General features: G+C 33.1%; 14 protein-coding genes. 9 read left to right on the forward strand and 5 right to left on the reverse strand.

Annotated features, from left to right (window positions below; all coding sequences use genetic code 11):
- Window positions 1-3 precede the first annotated feature (3 nt).
- Window positions 4-828, forward strand: coding sequence for a glycerophosphodiester phosphodiesterase family protein (locus ACN0TY_RS01295; RefSeq protein WP_417443062.1), 825 nt, complete (start codon window positions 4-6; stop codon window positions 826-828).
- A gap of 52 nt (window positions 829-880) precedes the next feature.
- The gene (locus ACN0TY_RS01300) at window positions 881-1672 is read left to right on the forward strand and encodes a family 16 glycosylhydrolase (RefSeq protein ID WP_417443063.1); all 792 of its coding nucleotides are present in this window, start codon (window positions 881-883) and stop codon (window positions 1670-1672) included.
- Window positions 1673-1735: 63 nt separating this feature from the next.
- Here the strand turns inward: ACN0TY_RS01300 and ACN0TY_RS01305 are convergent, their stop codons facing one another.
- Together ACN0TY_RS01305 and ACN0TY_RS01310 are read right to left on the reverse strand one after the other, a co-directional pair.
- Window positions 1736-2137 (reverse strand): hypothetical protein, encoded by a 402-nt coding sequence (locus ACN0TY_RS01305; protein ID WP_417443064.1) that lies wholly within the window; start codon window positions 2135-2137, stop codon window positions 1736-1738.
- Between the two features lie 115 nt (window positions 2138-2252).
- Window positions 2253-3497 carry a 3-deoxy-D-manno-octulosonic acid transferase gene (locus tag ACN0TY_RS01310; protein ID WP_417443065.1) on the reverse strand — a complete coding sequence of 415 codons (1245 nt, stop codon included), beginning with the start codon at window positions 3495-3497 and terminating at the stop codon, window positions 2253-2255.
- A gap of 97 nt (window positions 3498-3594) precedes the next feature.
- Between ACN0TY_RS01310 and ACN0TY_RS01315 the strand changes: the two genes are divergently transcribed.
- Together ACN0TY_RS01315 and galE are read left to right on the forward strand one after the other, a co-directional pair.
- Window positions 3595-4740 (forward strand): DegT/DnrJ/EryC1/StrS family aminotransferase, encoded by a 1146-nt coding sequence (locus tag ACN0TY_RS01315; RefSeq protein WP_417443066.1) that lies wholly within the window; start codon window positions 3595-3597, stop codon window positions 4738-4740.
- 43 nt (window positions 4741-4783) lie between these two features.
- Window positions 4784-5800, forward strand: a complete 1017-nt coding sequence (gene galE / locus ACN0TY_RS01320) for a UDP-glucose 4-epimerase GalE (protein WP_417443067.1) — start codon at window positions 4784-4786, stop codon at window positions 5798-5800.
- Window positions 5801-5890: 90 nt separating this feature from the next.
- Here the strand turns inward: galE and ACN0TY_RS01325 are convergent, their stop codons facing one another.
- Complete coding sequence (locus ACN0TY_RS01325; protein ID WP_417443068.1) at window positions 5891-6673, reverse strand: SDR family NAD(P)-dependent oxidoreductase; 783 nt, start codon at window positions 6671-6673, stop codon at window positions 5891-5893.
- A gap of 223 nt (window positions 6674-6896) precedes the next feature.
- On the opposite strand from ACN0TY_RS01325, the gene mfd reads away from it, so the two are divergent.
- Both mfd and ACN0TY_RS01335 read left to right on the forward strand, forming a co-directional pair.
- Window positions 6897-10274: a transcription-repair coupling factor gene (gene mfd, locus ACN0TY_RS01330; protein WP_417443069.1), complete on the forward strand. Its 3378-nt coding sequence runs from the start codon at window positions 6897-6899 to the stop codon at window positions 10272-10274.
- 42 nt (window positions 10275-10316) lie between these two features.
- Complete coding sequence (locus tag ACN0TY_RS01335) at window positions 10317-11615, forward strand: thioredoxin-like domain-containing protein (protein ID WP_417443070.1); 1299 nt, start codon at window positions 10317-10319, stop codon at window positions 11613-11615.
- Window positions 11616-11721: 106 nt separating this feature from the next.
- Here ACN0TY_RS01335 and ACN0TY_RS01340 read toward each other — a convergent pair whose 3' ends face one another.
- Window positions 11722-12381 (reverse strand): aspartate kinase, encoded by a 660-nt coding sequence (locus ACN0TY_RS01340; RefSeq protein WP_236957273.1) that lies wholly within the window; start codon window positions 12379-12381, stop codon window positions 11722-11724.
- Window positions 12382-12520: 139 nt separating this feature from the next.
- Window positions 12521-12880: a YraN family protein gene (locus ACN0TY_RS01345; protein WP_417443071.1), complete on the reverse strand. Its 360-nt coding sequence runs from the start codon at window positions 12878-12880 to the stop codon at window positions 12521-12523.
- A gap of 168 nt (window positions 12881-13048) precedes the next feature.
- On the opposite strand from ACN0TY_RS01345, the gene metG reads away from it, so the two are divergent.
- The 3 genes from metG to ACN0TY_RS01360 all read left to right on the forward strand — a co-directional run bounded on the left by metG (window position 13049) and on the right by ACN0TY_RS01360 (window position 18047).
- Window positions 13049-15145 (forward strand): methionine--tRNA ligase, encoded by a 2097-nt coding sequence (gene metG / locus ACN0TY_RS01350; RefSeq protein WP_417443072.1) that lies wholly within the window; start codon window positions 13049-13051, stop codon window positions 15143-15145.
- A gap of 70 nt (window positions 15146-15215) precedes the next feature.
- A complete protein-coding gene (locus ACN0TY_RS01355; protein WP_417443073.1) occupies window positions 15216-17342 on the forward strand; it encodes a Tex family protein in 2127 nt (708 codons plus the stop codon).
- 186 nt (window positions 17343-17528) lie between these two features.
- Window positions 17529-18047: a ferritin gene (locus ACN0TY_RS01360; protein ID WP_236957277.1), complete on the forward strand. Its 519-nt coding sequence runs from the start codon at window positions 17529-17531 to the stop codon at window positions 18045-18047.
- The last annotated feature ends 17 nt before the right edge of the window (window positions 18048-18064 follow it).

Raw genomic sequence — 18064 nt, forward strand, 5'->3', positions numbered from 1 at the left:
AAAATGAAAAAAACATTATTCATAGGTATTTTATGTGCCATTTTTTTCTCTAATTGTAACAATAAAAAGGAACCAGACTCGGTATCAAAAAAAACTATCGCTGTAGCACATCGCGGAGCTTGGAAAGGAAAAAAATTACCAGGGAATTCTATAGCAGCCTTTAGAGAAGCTGTCAATTTAGAATGTGCAGGCTCAGAGTTTGATGTTAACATGACTATTGATGATTCCTTGGTAATTACTCATGGTCCTTTCTATAATAAAATTCAGATAGAAAAAGCTACATATGCAGAATTACAAGAATTTAAGCTCAAAAATGGAGAGAAACTACCAACCTTGAATGAGTTTATAAAAGCAGGAATGTATAATAATAAAACTACATTGTTTTTTTGCGAGATTAAACCTTCTATAATAAGTAAGGAAAGAGGACAAATCATTTCCAAAAAAATATGGAATGTATTCAAGAAAAATAAAGCTTTGAAAAGAGTTGTGTTTATTAGTTTTGATTATGAAATTCTAAAAACAATTGTCAACTTAGACCCTAATGCAAAAACACAATATTTAAACAATGATAGAACACCAGACGATTTAGAATCTGACGGAATATCTGGAGCTAATTTTAGATATCCTGTTTGGCAAAAAAATCCAGATTTTATAAAAAAAGCTAAAGAGAAAGGAATTACACTTAATTCTGGAACGGTTAACGATACCATTATAATGGATTGGCTCCTAAAAAATGATTTCGATTATATATCTTCGGATGAGCCTGCCTTGGTAATTAGAAAAGCTGCTGAATATAACAAACCACAAGATCTGAATAAAAAAAATTAGTTATATATTAGTCATAACTAATCCTTTTTAAATAGTATTAAACCAACCAAAAATGAAACTACTAACACTCTTTAGCATATCAATGCTATTCTTTTCCTGTTCTGAAGACAGTAATGCGCAAGATCTTAATCCTTCCTTAGATGATAACCTTGTATGGGAGGAAAACTTTAACGGTTCATCATTAAACGAATCAGATTGGAATATAGAGCTTGGAAATGGTTGTCCTAATAATTGTGGATGGGGAAATAATGAACGTCAAATATATACAGAGAATAACCATAAAGTAAAAGATGGTCATCTTATAATCACTGCTATAAAAAACGAAAATACTTATACTTCAACACGAATTACCACTAAAGATAAACATGAATTCCAATATGGAACTATCGAAGCAAGAGCTAAACTTCCTATCGGACAAGGAATATGGCCGGCATTCTGGATGCTTGGAGCCAATATAAACGAGGTTGGCTGGCCAAAATGTGGCGAAATTGATATTTTAGAATATGTTGGAAAAGAACCAGAAACCGTATACACAACCATCCATACCACAGATACACATGGTGCAAATGCAAGTTCCCAAAAAACAACTTTTAAAAATATAGAAGATGGATTTCACATTTTTAAAGCTGAATGGACTCCCAACAGCATAAAATTCTTTGTAGACGAGGAATTAGTTTATACATATTCTCCTGAAAATAAAACGGAAGATAATTGGTCTTTTAATAAACCACAGTTTATAATTGTAAATATGGCTGTAGGAGGTAATTTCGGCGGGCCAGAGGTAGATGATACTATTTTCCCTCAACAATATATTGTAGACTATATAAAAGTCTATAAAAATTAAAAGCCCGATATACATGTATCGGGCTCTAACTTATTTATACTTTAGGATTTTACTCCAAGTATATTATAATTTTGCGTTTTCAATTGCTTTATTAGCAGATTTTTTAGCATCTGTAGCAGCTTTGTCAGCATCAGCAGCAACTTTATCAGCAGCAGCTTTAGTATCTTCAACCGCTTTGTTAGCAGCATCAGTTACATCTGTAGCAGCTTTGTCTAAAGAAGTTTGTGCATCATCTGCAGCCTCATCAATTGCTTCTCCAGCTTCATCAACTTTCTCGTCGATTGCATTCCCAGCATCATTAGCAGCTTTTTCGATAGCAGCTCCAGTGTCTTCAGCAGCTTCTTCAACATCATCAGCAGCACTTTCGATTGTATCTTCTGCTTTCTCCTTAGTTGTTTCTTTACAAGAAACAGCTGTAAATCCTATTGCTAATACTACAGCTAAACTTAAAATTACTTTTTTCATGTTCTTTTTGTTTAATTTTTTTAGTTAAATTTTGCGATGCGAATTTAGAATATAATCCGTTCGCTAACAAATAATTTTCACATAATTTTAACAATACATAGATTCCTGTGAAAAATCATTTAATTAATTTACGTATGAAGTGTCCTATTTGGATCTTAGCACCCTTATTTTTATTTATAAAATTGCTATTAATCGCTCCAACATCATTCATGGCAGATTTATTATCAACCAAATAACTTAACTTATCACTAAATTCTTTTTTATTAGACACAGATAAAACACCTCCTAATTCTACTAAATTTTCAGCCTCCAAAAATCCTTTATACTCCTTCCCTATAATCACTGGAATTCCAAAAACGGCGGGTTCTAATGTATTATGAAGCCCAGTAGACCCCATTCCACCACCTACATATGCAATATCTGCATAACTATAGGCTCTTGTTAACAGTCCAACTGTATCTAAAATAAAAACTTCATATTCCGATAGGTGCTTCCCTTCCATTTCAGAATATAGAATACTTTTCTTATTTAAATCTGATAATAGCTTTCTTATCTCTCCTCCTTTAATATTATGTGGTGCAATAATATATTTTACTTCCCCTGAGCTATCATTATTTATATAATCTACAAATAAATTATTATCTTCTGGCCAAGTACTTCCGGCAATAACACATAGTTTATCTTGTTTAAACTCCTCTATAAACGCTAAATTATTATCACGCTCTAAAATTTCTGCTACACGATCAAAACGAGTATCTCCACTTACGGTAACATTCGTAATTCCAATACCTGAAAGTAATTCTTTCGAGTTTTCATCTTGAACAAAAAAGTGATTGAATGTTTTCAAAGGTTTTCGCATAAAACTCCCATACCAATGAAAAAAAGCTTGTTCCTCTCTAAAAATACCTGATATTAATAAAGTAGGGATGCTATCTTTTTTTAATGCTGAAAGGAAATTTGGCCAAAATTCATACTTCACGAAAATAGCAAGTTCAGGTTTTACAATATCGAGAAACTGATTTACATTATATTTTGTATCCAAAGGAAGGTAACAAACAACATCTGCAATATCCGTATTCTTTTTCACTTCATAACCTGAAGGCGAGAAAAAAGTAACTAGAATTTTATGAGATGGATATGCTTTTTTTGTAGCTTCAATAACGGGTAGTCCTTGTTCAAATTCTCCTAAAGAAGCAGTATGAAACCAAATAACCCTATCGTTTTTAGAAATAGTCCCTTTCAGAAAATCAAACAATCCTTTACGTCCACTTACAAAAAGCCCTAGCTTTTTATTAAAAAGTGCAGCTATATTCAGAAAAAAACTGACGATGTAAACTAAAATATTATATAAAAAAAACACTTTATTTCTTTTATGGCTAAAATACGTTACTTTATGTTAATACATTGTCTATGGTTACTAATTTTTGTAATTTCGTAGCTACTTAAGATCGATCTCCATGAGGAAAATACAGATGGTTGACTTACAAAGTCAATATAGTTTCATAAAAGAACAAGTAAACAATTCCATAACCGAAGTTTTAGAATCTGCTGCATTTATAAATGGGCCAGAAGTGCAAAATTTCCAAAAAGAATTAGAGACATATTTAGATGTAAAACATGTAATCCCGTGTGCTAACGGTACAGACGCATTGCAAATTGCAATGATGGGATTAAATTTAAAGCCAGGAGACGAAGTTATAACTGTAGACTTCACCTTTGCAGCTACTGTAGAAGTGATTGCGTTATTACAGTTAACTCCAGTTTTGGTAGATGTAGAGGCTGATACTTTTAATATAGACATTGAAGCTATTAAAAAGGCAATTACTCCAAAAACAAAAGCTATTGTTCCAGTTCATCTTTTTGGACAGTGTGCCAATATGGAAGCTATTATGGAAATAGCGAAAGAACATAACTTATATGTAATTGAAGATAATGCTCAAGGAATTGGTGCAGATTACACTTATAAAGACGGAACTACCAAGAAATCTGGTACTATTGGTCACGTTGCAGCAACTTCTTTCTTTCCTTCTAAAAATTTAGGATGTTATGGTGACGGTGGTGCAATTTTCACTAATGATGATGAATTAGCGCACACGCTTCGTGGTGTTGTAAACCACGGAATGTACGAACGCTACCATCATGATGTTGTTGGTGTAAACTCTCGCTTAGACTCTATTCAAGCTGCAGTTTTACGTGCTAAACTTCCATTGTTAGACACTTATAATACGAAAAGAAGAGAAGCTGCCGTAAAATATACCCAAGCATTAAAAGGGCATAACCATATTATAACTCCTGTGTTAGCTGAAGGTGAACTTGAAGCTAGCAATAATCACCACGTTTTTCATCAATATACCTTAAGAATTACAAACGGTAAACGTGATGAATTAGTGAAATTCTTAAACGAAAATGGAGTTCCTTGCGGAGTATATTATCCAATTCCATTACACAGTCAGAAAGCATATATGGATTCTCGTTACAATGAAAGCGATTTTGAAGTAACAAATCAGTTGGTAAAAGAGGTTATTTCTTTACCTATGCATACAGAGCTGGATGATGATCAGATTGTATTTATCACCGATAAAATAAAAGAATTTATTAACTAACCGAGTTATAGCTTTTGCCTAACTCACACCAATAATATTATAAATGAAAATATTAGTAACCGGAGGACTGGGTTTTATAGGGTCTCATACTGTTGTAGAGCTTCAAAATAAAGGTTTTGAAGTTATCATTATAGACAACCTATCTAATTCTTCTCTTGATGTTTTGGATGCTATCACCAAAATAACAGGCAAGAAACCTGAATTCGAGAAACTCGATTTGAGAGAAAAAGATGCTGTTGCTGCTTTCTTTAAAAAACACACAGATATAGCAGGAGTTATACATTTTGCTGCCTCTATTTTTGTGAATGAAAGTGTAGAAAACCCATTACTATATTATGAAAACAACTTAAATTCATTAATCTATCTTCTGAAAGAAGTTTCTGCAAGAAAGGAAATGTCGATGATTTTTAGTTCATCTTGTACTGTTTATGGCGAAACAGATAAATTGCCTATAACGGAAGAAGCCCCTGTAAAAAAAGCAGAAGCTCCTTACGGTAACACAAAACAAATAGGAGAAGAAATAATCCAAGACACTTGTAAAGTTAATCAGCATATTAAAGCTATTTCTTTACGTTATTTCAATCCAATTGGAGCACATCCAAGTGCTAACATTGGAGAAACTCCTCAAGGAAAGCCACATCACTTGGTTCCTTATATCACGCAAACAGCAATCGGAATCAGAGAACAATTACTAGTTTTCGGTGGAGATTATCCTACTGAAGACGGAACTTGTGTTCGAGATTATATCCATGTGGTAGATTTAGGAAAAGCACATGTTACCGCTTTAGAACGATTACTTGAAAACAAAAACAAATCTAATTACGAAGTTTTTAATATCGGAACAGGAAAAGGAAGTTCTATTTTTGAGGTAATTCAAAGTTTTGAAAAAGTAAGCGGACAAAAACTCAACTATAAAGTTGTAGACAGACGTCCTGGAGATGTTACTGCTATTTATGCAGACACTAAAAAAGCAAATGAAGAATTAGGATGGCAAGCTAAGTCTACTTTAGATGAAGCAATGGATTCTGCCTGGAAATGGGAACAAAAAGTAAGAAGTTAATATTTCCGACATATAATTATAAAATAGAGCGTAGCCGAAAAATTAATCCGACTACGCTCAATTTTTTATAAAAACTTTCCTTTTAATAATTTAATATGCAGTTTTAACAACTCCTCCATCTACGCGGAGCGCTGCCCCATTAGTTGCTGCAGATAGTGGACTAGCAATATAAACTACCATATTTGCTATTTCCTGAGGATTTGCAAATCGCTGCAATAAAGAAGTAGGACGCTCGGTTTTAAAAAACTGCTTTTCAACCTCTTCCCTTTTTCCTTCCTCTACGCCTGCAAACTCTTTAACTCCTTCTGAAAGTGTTGGCCCGGGCAAAACAGCATTAACAGTAACATTTGTACCTTTTGTTGTTTCTGCAATTCCACGAGAGACTGCAAGTTGTGCCGTCTTCGTCATCCCATAATGCACCATTTCTTCAGGAATATTAATACCACTTTCACTAGAAATAAATATAATACGACCCCAATCGCGTTTCTTCATTCCTGGTAATAAAGCACGCGATAAACGAACGCCACTCATTACATTGATATCATAAAACCGCTGCCATTCATTATCTGATATTTCTTCAAAAGGCTTCGGTTCAAAAACCCCTACATTATTAATTAAAATATCTACTTCTCCTAAAGCACTGATTAAGGATTTTATTTCCTCAGGACTCGAAAAATCACAAACATATCCTGTTATATTTGCATTATCTATTTCCTTAGAAATACTCTTTATAGCATCATCAATCGAGCTTTGAGTTCTTCCGTTTATAACAACTTCAGCTCCTTCTTTAGCAAGTGTTTTTGCTATTGCATATCCAATTCCCTTCGTTGAACCAGAAATAAATGCTCGTTTTCCTTTTAATTCTAAATCCATATCTATTTTTATTTACACTCAAATTATTCAATAAGTGTTACATAAAAAAGTTTCATCCTGGTTTTAAGTTTAATTTAGCTTTTCTATTGTAAAGACATTCATTTATCTTTGTAGCTAACTCCCCTACAGTTTTACTGATAAGGAAGTTAGTCCAAAGCAATTAATCTTTTCCACGTGTTACGTTGGGAAATTAAGCCCACTTAGTGGGGTAAAATAAGTTTCAGTGAGTAAAAAAATCACGCTACCTGGTCTCAAACAGGTTATAACTACGTATAAAGAATCTCTGCAACAACAGAAATTAGGGAATTCTATTGCCAATTCTCAAAATAACATTCATTTAAAAGGCCTTGTAGGATCGTCACTTTCATTTGTAATTGCAAATGCATTTGAAGATGCTGAATTACCTTTTTTATTTATTCTGAATGATAAAGAAGAAGCCGCCTATTATCTAAATGATTTAGAGCAACTCATAAACGAAAAGGATGTTCTTTTTTATCCTGGAAGTTATCGTAGACCTTATCAGATTGAAGAAACAGACAATGCAAATGTTCTCTTAAGAGCAGAAGTATTGAACCGTATTAATTCTCGAAAAAAGCCTGCAATAATTGTTACCTACCCTGAGGCGCTTTTTGAAAAGGTTGTCACCAAAAAAGAATTAGAACGAAGCACGTTAAAAATAAATCTTAATGATAAGCTTTCTATAGATTTTATAAATGAAACGCTATTTGAGTATAAATTTAAAAGAGTAGATTTTGTAACTGAGCCTGGAGAGTTTTCAGTTCGTGGTGGTATTGTAGATGTATTCTCTTTTTCTAATGATGAACCATATCGAATAGAGTTTTTTGGTGATGAAGTAGATAGCATCCGTACTTTTGATGTGGAAACTCAGCTATCAACTGATAAACTCAAGAAAATTTCTATTATTCCGAATGTTGAAAATAAACTGCTGGAAGAAGATCGTGAAAGTTTCTTAAAATATATTTCAGCAAAAACAGTTGTCTTTATTAAGAACAACGAGCTTCTTTTTTCAAGAATAGATAGTCTATTCACTAAAGCCGAAGAAGCTTTTGATAAGCTATCTAAAGATATAAAACACGCACCTCCAAAAGAACTTTTTTCTACAGGCGCACTTCTTAAAGATCAGCTTAAAACATATATAACCGTAGATTTAAGTACACCTAAAGACAACGATACTTACTACGAAACAATAACCTTTAATATAGCTCCTCAACCTTCTTTTAATAAACAATTTGATTTATTAATTGAAGATTTAGATGAAAATCATGAAAAGGGATATACAAACTATATCCTTTGTGTAAGTGATCAGCAGGCAAAACGCTTTCACGATATTTTTGACGACATGGAAGTCGACGTTCATTATCAAACAGTCGTTTTTTCTATGTTTCAAGGGTTTATTGACAAGGAGCATAAAATTGCGTGCTATACCGATCATCAAATTTTTGAACGCTATCATAAGTTTCATTTAAAAAATGGATATTCTAAAAAACAAGCCATTACTTTAAAGGAACTCACCAATTTGGAAATTGGAGATTATGTAACTCATATCGATCATGGAATTGGTACGTTTGGTGGTTTACAAAAAATCCAAGTTGAGGGGAAATTACAAGAAGCTATTAAACTTATTTATGGAGAGCGAGATATCCTATATGTAAGTATCCATTCGCTTCATAAAATAACTAAGTATAACGGGAAAGACGGAAAAACTCCTAAAATATATAAACTAGGTTCTACCGCTTGGAAAAATCTTAAAAAGAAAACAAAGAGTAAGGTTAAAGAGATTGCTTTTAACCTTATTAAACTATACGCTAAAAGAAAAACAGAAAAAGGTTTTCAATATGGCCCTGATAGTTATCTCCAAAATGAACTTGAAGCTTCCTTTATTTATGAAGATACTCCAGATCAAAGTACAGCTACCGAAGATGTAAAACGAGATATGGAGAAGGAGCAACCCATGGATAGACTTGTTTGTGGGGATGTTGGTTTTGGTAAAACAGAGGTTGCCATTCGAGCAGCTTTTAAAGCAGTTGATAATGGTAAGCAAGTTGCTGTTTTAGTACCTACAACCATTTTAGCTTTTCAGCATCAGAAAACATTTAGCGAACGTCTATCTGATATGCCAGTAACCATAGAATATCTAAATCGCTTTAGAACCGCTAAAGAGAAAAAGGAAACGCTAGAAAAGCTTGCTGAAGGGAAAGTTGATATTATTATAGGAACCCACCAATTGGTAAATAAAAATGTAAAATTTAAAGACCTCGGCCTTCTTATTGTTGATGAGGAGCAGAAGTTTGGTGTTGCCGTAAAAGACAAACTGAAAACAATTAAAGAAAATGTAGACGTACTTACACTTACCGCTACTCCGATTCCGAGAACGCTACAATTTAGCTTAATGGCAGCAAGAGATCTTTCTGTTATTACTACACCTCCGCCAAATAGATACCCAATTGAAAGTAACGTAATTCAACTTAATGAAGAAGTTATTCGAGATGCTATTTCTTATGAAATTCAACGTGGCGGACAGGTTTTCTTTATCAATAATAGAATTGAAAACATTAAAGAAGTAGCAGGAATGATACAACGTTTGGTTCCTGATGCTAAAATTGGAATCGGACACGGCCAGATGGACGGAAAGAAACTAGAGCAATTAATGCTGAGTTTTATGGCTGGAGATTTTGATGTCCTAGTAGCTACTTCTATTATAGAAAGTGGACTTGATGTTCCGAATGCAAACACAATATTTATTAATAACGCCAATAACTTTGGCCTTTCAGACCTGCATCAAATGCGAGGACGTGTTGGAAGAAGTAATAAGAAGGCATTTTGCTATTTTATAACACCTCCATATTCTGTAATGACGGAAGATGCCAGAAAAAGGATTCAGGCATTGGAGCAATTTACAGAACTGGGAAGCGGATTTAATATTGCAATGAAAGATTTAGAAATTCGTGGTGCTGGAGATATTCTCGGTGGTGAGCAGAGTGGATTTATGAATGAAATAGGTTTTGATACGTATCAAAAAATACTGCAAGAGGCTATTGAAGAACTAAAAGAGAATGAATTCGCCGATCTTTACGATACTCCAAAAGAAGACAAGGTATATGTAAAAGACACACAATTGGATACCGATTTCCAATTGCTTTTCCCAGATGATTATATCAACGCAATAACAGAACGTTTAAAATTGTACAGCGAATTAAGCAATATTAAAACGGAAAAAGAGTTAGAAACATTTGAAAGTCAGCTTATAGATCGTTTTGGAGAACTTCCAGAAGAAGCTATAGATTTACTAAATAGTGTAAGAATTAAGTGGATTGCTACTCAATTAGGTCTTGAAAGAATTATTTTAAAACAAGGTAAAATGATAGGTTACTTTATTGCTGACCAACAAAGTAGTTTTTATCAAAGTGATAGATTTAGAAGTATTTTACAATACATTCAAGCACATCCTAAGGTTGGAAAGATTAAGGAGAAAGAGACTCGCAACGGTCTACGTTTACTTATAACTTTCGAGCAGATAAAATCTATTCACAAAGCTCTAAATACGATAAAACCAATTTTAGAGCCTGCTTACAGCGAATAACCTTTGGCTTGATAATTGTAATTTAATATTAAAAAAACAACGATGAAAAAGTTTATATTTTTACTAATACTAATTCCTTTTTTGGGATTAGCACAACATAGCATCTCTGGTACTTTTACGCCTAATGATCAGTTTAGCAAGGTGTTTTTATATCGAGTAACACCAAACTATCCTACCTATATTTCGAATAGCAATATTGCTGCTGATGGAAATGCAACTGTTCCACTGGAGAGCACATTAGAGACCGGAATGTATCGTTTGGTCTTTGGAGTTCCTCAAGATGAATATTATTTTGATTTTATTTACAACGGAAAGGAAGATATTACTTTTGAATACAGTAGTACTGGAGGCGTTACCTTTTTAACTTCTGACGAGAATCTTATCCTTCAAGAATACAATGCAAATGCAGATGAGGCCAAGCACTTACTTAGTGCTACTTTTGAACCAGATGTTAAGAAAAGTACTTTCTTTAATGTATTTAAAGCCATCGATGGGATTCAGAATCAATACGAGACTCAAAGCGAAGGCATGCTGGCCAATCATTTTATAAAAACTGGAAGGCTTCCTATTCCTCAGAAACAAATATCAATAGAAGAATATTTAAGTCTTGAAAAGAATGAGTTTTTTAAACATATCGATTTTAACGATCCAATTCTTCAGAATTCTAACTACTTAGAAAATGCCTCTAAAATTTATGTTTTTAGATTCGCAAACAAAGACACACCTTCTCAATATGTTCAAAATATAGACTATGTAGCAACAAAGATTGGAGCTAATAATGAATTGAAAAAATCAATTTTAGAAGGTCTATGGTATGATTTTTCTGATATAGATAATATGGAAATCGCCAACTATATATCGGACACCTATCTTGAGGAATTGGCTCAAGAATTTGGAGATAAAAAACTAGTAGCAGACATACATAAATATAAAAAGACTGGTGTTGGAGCAAAAGCCCCTAATTTTAATCTAGGAAACTCTAAGAGTTTATATGATTTAAATGATGCTGAAAACTACCTCATTATTTTTTGGAGTAGTACTTGTTCTCATTGCTTGAAAGAGATTCCAGAAGTAAATAAGTTTTTAGAAAATACTTCTAGTAATAAACTTAAAGTTATTGCCTTCGGATTAGAGGAAAGTGAGCATCCTTGGAAAGACACTATTAAAGAATTTCCTAGTTTCACACATGTATACGGAGCTGGAAAATGGGAGAATAAAACTTCTAATGACTATAATGTAGTTGCAACTCCAACTTATTTCCTTCTAAATGCTGATAAAAAAATCATTGCAAAGCCAGATTCTTTAGAAGAACTTGAAGAAACTATAAATACGATTCAGTAATTAACCCCGAAGGAAACCTACGAGGTTGAGAATTACAATCAATTATAAATAAAATAATTATAGAGTATTCTAAAACTTAATTGTGAGTTTTTAGAGTACTCTTTTTTTATAGCGCTTTAAGGTCTTTTATAACTTTAAATGCAATATCTATTTGATCTTCCCCTACTATAATCGTAAACTCATTTGTTGTAGAAATTACTTCGTGAAGTATAATTCCTTCCCACGCTAAACGCTGAAAAATAAAATAATAAATCCCAGGAATCACTACATTCTCTTCAGGCAACTTAACGCTAATCGAAGAAAGCTTATCTACTTTCTGAGTTAGCTTTTCATCTTTAAATATTGTTTCAACAACAGCATTCATTGAGTCGCTAACAACAATATTCGTTTCATTAACCCCACGAGATGAAGTATAAAAAACATCTTTATTATCATTTATCTCTTGTAATAAGCGTGCTTGCTTATTAAGAATAGTGTCAGAAATTAAAAAGGTATAGTCTGTGAGAGACGATCGGACAGTAATTTCTCCAATGTTCTTTAATACTTTTAAAATTCTGTGAGTTGCTCTAAATTCTAACTCTGAAGAAAGTCTTTTTAAAGCCATTACAATCGCTCCATTACGAACTTCTTTCCCTAATTGCTCTTCGATATCTGGCTTTATATTCCTAGAAAGCGAAGTTAGATTAATAATTCCCTGAGCTAATGCACTTTGTAAAAAAGGCTTTGATTTAATGTAATTTTCTACAATTGACGATATTGTTTTCATTTTCGTGGTTTGGTTTGGTATTTTAAGAGGCTGTAAATTTAAGCGAACTTTTCTTAAAAACAAAAAATTAAACGAATTGTTTTATTTATAACAAATTGTTTTTATTCGGATAAGCCGTCAATAGCAGAACTTTAGAAGCTTAAAAATGATAAAAAGCATCTTCAAAATGCTCAATTGTGTACTTTTCTTTGTTTTTAAAAACGGCCACGATATCAAAACGTACTTCCAGATTAATATTATTATCTATCATATAATAATCCATCACTTTTACCATAAGTCGTATTTTTTTGTTGTTCACAAAGCTTTGGGGATCTCCAAAAAAGATAGAACTTCTAGCTTTTACCTCCACACAAACCACTTGGTTATTAATTTGAGCTATAATATCTACTTCAGCACGATCGTATCTATAATTTTTTTCTTTGATCTCATATCCCTTTTTTAAAAGCAATGCTTCGGCCATTTCTTCCGCCTTTTTACCAAACTCATTATGTGTTGCCATAGTTATAAATATCTCATTTTCTTAGATGAAATAAGACCATAAATAACCTAGAAAGAATTATTTCAATTTAAAAAGTACGAATTATTAAATTAAGAAAATTAGTATCCCATATTTATCTGCAAACTCCCTTGAAAATTCTTATTTTTGTGACTTCAATAAATTTTGAGAATGTCAGAGAAATACAACGATACACCCAAAAATAAAAATAGATTTACAATCACAGCGGCCTTACCCTACACTAACGGCCCAATACATATTGGGCATTTAGCAGGAGTTTATGTGCCAGCAGATATTTACGCGCGTTATTTGAGATTAAAAGGAAAAGACGTTGCCTTTATCTGCGGAAGTGATGAACATGGTGCAGCAATTCCTATGAAAGCTAAAAAGGAAGGAGTTACGCCACAAGAAATTATTGATAAGTACAATGGTGTCATCAAAAAATCTTTTGAAGATTTTGGTATCTCCTTTGATAATTATTCTCGTACATCTGCAAAAATTCACCATGATACAGCTTCAGATTTTTTTAAGAAAATGTACGAAGATGGTAAATTTATAGAAGAAGTAACTGAGCAACTTTTCGACGAAGAGGCACAACAGTTTCTAGCAGATAGATTTGTAGTGGGAACATGCCCAAAATGTAATCATGATGGAGCCTATGGCGATCAATGTGAAAACTGCGGAAGTTCTCTAAATGCAACAGATCTTATAAACCCTAAGTCTACAATTACAGGTTCTGTTCCTGTTTTGAGAGAAACAAAACATTGGTTTTTACCTTTAGATCAATATGATTCTTTCTTAAGAGAATGGGTTATAAAAGGACATAAAAAAGACTGGAAGTCTAATGTATACGGACAAGTAAAAAGTTGGATCGATGAAGGTCTAAAGCCTCGTGCTGTAACTAGAGATTTGGATTGGGGAATCCCTGTTCCTGTGGAAGGTGCGGAAGGAAAAGTTCTTTACGTTTGGTTTGATGCTCCAATTGGATACATTTCATCTACAAAAGAATGGGCAGAACGCGAAGGAAAAGATTGGGAACCTTATTGGAAAGATTCTAGACTGATTCATTTTATCGGAAAAGACAATATTGTTTTCCACTGTATTATTTTTCCTGCAATGCTTCAAGGACACGGAGATTATATATTACCTGAGAATGTTCCAGCAAACGAATTTTTGAACCTAGAAGGTAACAAACTTTCTACTTCAAAAAATTGGGCAGTATGGCTACATGAATATTTAGAAGATTTCCCAGAAAAGCAAGATGTATTGCGCTATACATTAACAGCGAATGCTCCAGAAAATAAAGACAACGATTTTACATGGAAAGATTTCCAAGCTAGAAATAACAACGAATTGGTTGCTATCTTCGGAAATTTCATCAACAGAGTTATTGTGCTTACGCATAAGTATTACGAAGGTATTATTCCTGAGCCAAATACTTTTAGTGATATTGATAAGGAGACATTAGTAGAACTAAGAAAGTATCCTGAAATCATTTCTAATTCAATTGAAAAATATCGTTTTAGAGAAGCTTCTCAAGAATTAATGAATGTTGCGAGGCTTGGAAATAAGTATCTTGCAGATGAAGAACCTTGGAAAGTTATAAAACAAGATGAAGAGCGCGTAAAAACAGTGATGTATGTAGCTTTACAAATTGCTAGTGCTTTAGCAGTTTTAAGTGAACCATTTTTACCGTTCACCTCTAATAAACTTAAAGAAATGCTCGCTTTCAATTCTTTAGATGAAAATTTACAATGGAATGATATTACCAATAAGGAAGTTTTACTTCCAGCTGGACATACCGTTGAAAAAGCATCTTTATTATTTACGAAGGTTGAAGATGAAGAAATTCAAAAACAATTAGAAAAATTGGAAGCAACTAAAAAAGCAAATCAAGAAAGTCTAGCAGAAGAAAATGCTACTGTAGAACCACAAAAGGATATTATTACTTTTGATGATTTTACAAAATTAGACATGCGTGTAGGAACAATTTTAGAGGCAGAGAAAATGCCAAAAGCAGACAAGCTCCTTGTTTTAAAAGTAGACACAGGAATTGATGTAAGAACTATTGTTTCTGGAATTGCAAAAAGCTTTAATCCTGAAGATATTGTTGGAAAAAAAGTTACTGTTTTAGTAAACCTAGCTCCTCGAAAATTGAGAGGCGTTGAAAGTGAAGGAATGATATTAATGACAGAGGATAAATCTGGAAAAATAGTTTTTATAAATCCTGATGAAGCGGGAATTCCAAGCGGGAAAACGATTAATTAAATACAACAACATTACAATTATAGAAACCCCAAAAGTTTAAAAAGCCTTTGGGGTTTTAAAATTAGCCACTATGCAAACACTCATTCAATACATAGTAAATAAAACTTCTATTGCTGAAAAAAGCATCGAAAGCACTGTAAATCTTATTGATCAAGATTGTACAATCCCCTTTATTGCTCGCTATCGTAAAGAAGCTACTGGAAATTTAGACGAAATTCAGATTGGAGATATTGTTACTCTAAAAAAGGATTTCGAAGCTTTACAAAAACGAAAAGAGCGAATTTTAAAATCTCTAGAGGAACAAGAAGTACTTTCTGATGAATTAAAACAAAAAATAGAGCACACAGATAATTTAGTTGCATTAGAAGATTTATACCTCCCCTATAAAAAGTCTAGAAAAACAAAAGCAGATACAGCTAGAGAAAATGGATTGGAGCCACTTGCAAAAATAATCATGGCTCAGAATGCAAACGACATAGATGCTATTGCCACTAGATATACAAATAAAAATGTAGCTTCAGAGGAGGAAGCTTTAGAAGGTGCGCGACATATTAATGCTGAATGGATTAATGAACGTCTGGATATTCGTAATGCCATCAGAAATCAATATGAACGCTATGCAGAGATTAATACCAAGGTAGTAAAGACGAAATCGAAAGATGAAAATGCTCAAAAATATAGAGATTATTTTGAATGGAATGAGCCGTTAAAGCGTTGCCCTTCTCACAGATTGTTAGCAATTTTAAGAGCAGAGAATGAAGGCTTTATTAAAGTTAAAATTACAATAGATCAAGACAAAGCTTTGGATTTTATTGAAAGTAGAATCATAAAATCAAACAACGCCTGTGGAGCGCAAATAGAACTTGCGGCTACAGATGCTTTTAAAAGACTGCTTGCTCCTGCACTTAGCAACGAGGCCTTAACTAATGCCAAAGAAAAGGCAGATGCTACAGCAATCTCAGTTTTCGCAAAGAATCTAAAACAACTCCTTTTGAGTCCGCCATTAGGTGAAAAAAGAGTGTTGGCTATCGATCCTGGGTTTAGAACTGGATGTAAAGTGGTGTGTTTAGATAAACAAGGAGGATTACTTCACAACGAAACGATCTATCCGCATGAACCAAGAAAAGAAGCTACACAAGCTATAAAGAAGATTAGCACTTTAGTAAATGCTTATAAAATTGAAGCCATTGCTATTGGTAACGGTACTGCATCACGAGAAACAGAAACGCTCATTAAAAGAATTCGTTTTGATAGTGATGTGCAAGTTTTTGTTGTTAGTGAAGCTGGAGCATCTATTTATTCAGCATCAAAAATAGCCCGAGAAGAATTCCCAAATTATGATATTACGGTACGAGGTTCTGTTTCTATTGGAAGACGACTTTCAGACCCTTTAGCGGAGCTTGTTAAAATCGAAGCTAAATCTATTGGCGTTGGGCAATATCAACATGATGTAGACCAAGCAAAACTAAAAGATGAACTTGATAGAGTTGTTGCGAGTTGTGTAAATAAAGTAGGTGTAAATATTAACACAGCCAGCAAATCGTTATTGAGTTATGTTTCTGGAATTGGCGATAAACTAGCCGAAAATATTGTTTCTCATAGAAATGAAAATGGTCCTTTTACATCTCGTGAAGCTATAAAAGAAGTTTCGAGGTTAGGAAATAAAGCTTTTGAACAAAGTGCAGCCTTCCTCCGTATTAAGAGCCCAACAAACCCTTTAGATGATTCTGCTGTTCATCCAGAAAGCTATTCTGTAGTGAATAAAATGGCTGTAGATTTAAAATTGAAAATTAAAGATTTGGTTGGTAACAAAGAGCTGATTAAGAAGATTCCGCTTGAAAAATACTGTACCAAAAATATCGGTTTACTGACTCTTACAGATATTGTCAAAGAATTAGAAAAACCTGGAATCGACCCTAGAGAAAAGGCAAAAATCTTTGAATTCGATCCAAATATTAAAACCATCAACGATTTAAACCCTGGACAAATACTTCCTGGGATTGTAAATAACATCACTAATTTTGGTTGTTTTGTAGATATCGGAATTAAAGAAAGTGGACTTGTACATATTTCTAAACTAACCGATGGTTTTGTCTCAGACGTTAACGAAGTAGTTACATTGCAACAACATGTAAAAGTTAAGGTTACAGAAGTTGATATTGACAGAAAACGCATCCAATTATCAATGTCCTTTTAAAATCACAACTATATAAAACACATTGATTTAATTAAAACATAAGCCTAACATAACTTATTGACACCGACAGATATTGCCTTTTGATATTATTGAATTTACATAGACTATTTAAAAATTAGTAGATGAATCCCAAAAGATGTTTAGGTATAGAATAATTTCATTAAATTTAAAAAAAATAGAATCACAATGTTAAAAAAGAAAATAGAAGACGCATTAAATAAGCAAATAAGAGTTGAAGCTGAGTCTTCACAAATATATCTTGCAATGGCATGCTGGGCAGAAGTAAAAGGCTTAGAAGGTGTTGCTCAATTTATGTATGATCAATCTGATGAAGAGCGTGAGCATATGCTAAAGCTAGTAAAATTTATAAATGAACGTGGTGGGCATGCAAAAATTTCTGCTCTAAAAGAACCTAATGTTACTTTTGAGAGTTTTAAAGAAATGTTTGAAAAACTATTTGACCACGAAGTTTTTGTTTCTGAAAGCATCAACAATCTTGTACATATCACTTTAGAAGAAAAAGACTACGCAACTCATAACTTTTTACAATGGTATGTTGCTGAGCAAATAGAAGAAGAGGCTATGGCAAGAACGATACTAGATAAGATTAATTTAATTGGCGATGACAAAGGAGGTCTTTACTTGTTTGATCGTGACATCCAACAATTAACTGTAACTAGCTCTGCTTCTACTCCATTAGAGTAAATGAAAAGTGTTAAAGT

This window comes from Joostella sp. (assembly GCF_048266025.1).
Taxonomy (GTDB): Bacteria; Bacteroidota; Bacteroidia; order Flavobacteriales; family Flavobacteriaceae; genus Galbibacter; species Galbibacter atrarenae.